Genomic DNA, 1,836 nt, shown 5'->3' with positions numbered 1-1,836 from the left:
GTTTGGTTCCGGGTTTCTTTCTCATCTCCACTCCTTGGCGGTTACGATGAGCCAGAAACCCTCTCTTATCAAATCGACCTAAACTGTCCCATTGGTGCTGACATCAGACAGGTGATTGCTGCCATGCACAACCATGTACTGAGCTTTGACAATCTCTCGACCATCCGTCCGATGATGGCAGATGCATTCTGCCGGATTGCTACGGGTGGTGGATTTGGTACTCGCAAGCTGCACACCGACAGCGACGAGGTATTGTTCAACGCCACCCGGCCCTGCCTGCTGAACGGTATTCCCGATCTGGCGGCGCGGCCTGATCTGGCAGATCGTGCCATCGGCGTTCATCTGCCGGTGATCCCGCCCGGTAGGCGCAAAACCTTGGGCGCATTCAATCGCGATTTTGCCAAGGCCAAGCCCTACATTCTGGGCGCTCTACTGGACGCGGTATCCTGCGCCTTGGGTCGGATTGACTCTGTGAGCCTCTATGAAGCCCCTAGGATGGCAGATTTTGCAAAATGGGTGGTTGCTGCCGAAGAATCCCTTGGATGGGCTCAGGGCGCGTTTCTGGACTCCTACGCAGCCAATCGCGCCCGCAGTGACCAAGCCGCCGTTGAGGCCAACCCCGTTGCGCTGGCAATTCTGTCACTGATGGATGGGCGGCAGCATTGGAGCGGGACAGCAACCGAGCTGAAGCAAACCTTGCGGGATCGTTTCCCCGCACTGACAGAAGACAGCCAGAGCTTTCCCCGCAACGAAGCCCGGTTTGGGGCTGCGCTGCGCAGGGTTCAGCCCGTGTTGAGGCGGCAGGGGGCGAACATCGCCTTCAGCCGCGAAGGCAAAGCGGGGATGCGAGTAATAGACATATTATGTAGTTAACCGTCTTCCGGACCGAGCCGGTAGCCCTGCCTAAATAGGCGGGGCTTTAATATTTAGGTTGGATAGAATACCTAAGTCAGCTTATTTGTTGCGTTTTTGCAATACGGTTGTCGGATCGCATTGAAAAATTCGGTCACCCCTCGATCATGCCAAAGCCACGGCTAATCTGCGCCGACACAAAGGAGTGATTAAAATGAAGTATGGCGTTCTTGCGTTTGCATTGGCCGTTTTTTTCAGCAGTGAAGCTAGTGCAGAAAAAGCCAAATGTTTGTTGGCTGTAGAAGGTGAGATGTACATCAATGGAACGTGCGAATTCGAACATCAAGGAGGAGGCGACTTCCAAATTTGGAGCGCCGATAAAACATGGTCCGCAATGGTCGTATTGGATCCTGAAGATACAGGGCAAAAAGAAACAGCCATTGGCGTCTGGAACTCTGACGGAGATGGGCCGCGCTATGTTCCTGCGAACAGGCTTCATGGTGGTCTCGGCATTCTGAAGCGCGATGGTGCTTGTTGGCTAAATCGCGACGCAATTTTATGCGCATGGTAAACTTAGTCTAAACTGCGAGATTTTCCTGAAACGACCATCGTCAGCCGTTCGGTCTCCAGAACTTATCGGCTGACGGTGCTGACAGTGCAGACGGAAACTGCGGGTTGGTTTTCATGATGGAGTAAGATTCGGCTTCAGGAAGCGTCAGAACGAGAACGCTTTGATAGCTGTTCTTTGCTCCGTAGCGTAGCACCATTGTAGCACCGGGTGAGGATGTCCTGAACGCAGAAAGCGCCCCTTGGGGCGCTAAGTGCTTGATATCTGACTGGAAGTATTGGTTGCGGGAGCAGGATTTGAACCTGCGACCTTCAGGTTATGAGCCTGACGAGCTACCGGGCTGCTCCATCCCGCGACACTTTAGTGGTCTATTGCCTGTTCGGCTACTTGAGACCGTTGGCTGGCCTGTTGCTTAC

The 1,836-nt window shown here is 53.9% G+C and carries 2 protein-coding genes and 1 tRNA gene; 2 read left to right on the top strand and 1 reads right to left on the bottom strand.

Annotated features, from left to right (window positions below):
- The first annotated feature begins 111 nt into the window (after window positions 1-111).
- Window positions 112-873 carry an AICE element replication initiation protein gene (locus AC2FNC_RS20710; protein WP_496716562.1) on the top strand — a complete coding sequence of 254 codons (762 nt, stop codon included), beginning with the start codon at window positions 112-114 and terminating at the stop codon, window positions 871-873.
- A gap of 193 nt (window positions 874-1,066) precedes the next feature.
- A complete protein-coding gene (locus tag AC2FNC_RS20705; RefSeq protein ID WP_496716561.1) occupies window positions 1,067-1,423 on the top strand; it encodes a hypothetical protein in 357 nt (118 codons plus the stop codon).
- A 275-nt stretch (window positions 1,424-1,698) separates the two neighbouring features.
- Here AC2FNC_RS20705 and AC2FNC_RS20700 read toward each other — a convergent pair.
- Window positions 1,699-1,775 (bottom strand) — tRNA-Met (locus tag AC2FNC_RS20700).
- Window positions 1,776-1,836: the final 61 nt, after the last annotated feature.

This window comes from Ruegeria sp. BHSA123, assembly GCF_059613425.1.
The sequence above is the reverse complement of the archived record's forward strand: the minus strand, read 5'-3'. Positions and strand labels throughout refer to the sequence as shown.